Source organism: Bartonella sp. MU70NMGDW (assembly GCF_042194085.1).
Taxonomy (GTDB): Bacteria; Pseudomonadota; Alphaproteobacteria; order Rhizobiales; family Rhizobiaceae; genus Bartonella; species Bartonella grahamii.
Genome location: NZ_JBHIMK010000565.1, coordinates 1 through 547, shown reverse-complemented (window position 1 = coordinate 547; position 547 = coordinate 1). Strand labels below are relative to the sequence as shown.

At 38.2% G+C, this 547-nt stretch carries 1 protein-coding gene; it reads right to left on the bottom strand.

The features are described from left to right. A partial coding sequence (locus tag ACFIKE_RS12190; protein WP_375650229.1) for an aminotransferase class V-fold PLP-dependent enzyme occupies positions 1-547 on the bottom strand: 547 nt, incomplete at both ends.

Here is a 547-nt window from a genome sequence, read left to right as displayed (position 1 = left end):
AGATGTTGTGTCCCGCCCTAGCGAAATGCGAATGGCACCATTTGGAATATGATATCCCATTGCCTCCAACACTTTGCTTTGTTTTACTTTTCCCGAAGAACAAGCAGAGCCGGATGATATAGAAAACCCTTCTAAATCAAAAGCAATTTGCATCGTTTCAGCTTTTATATTTTTCACGGTAAAGTAAGTTGTATTTGGCAAACGTTGAACTTTTTTGCCAAAAATTTCAACGTTTTTACTTATTTTTTGTAGTCCATCTTCTAATTTATTGCGCAAATATATTAACTGCCTTATTTCCTCCTGTGTGAAACAATCAGCCATTGCTGCCCCAAAAGCAGCAATAAGGGGTAATGCTTCTGTTCCTCCACGGAGACCTTTTTCTTGTCCCCCCCCAATAATAAGAGGGTGTGGCATGAGAAGATTACCACGTGAAACAAAAGCACCGATTCCTTTAGGACCACCAACTTTATGTGCAGACAGTATAAAAAAATCTCCTCCTAACTGATTAATATCCACGAAATTTTTATCTACATATTGTGTCAAATCA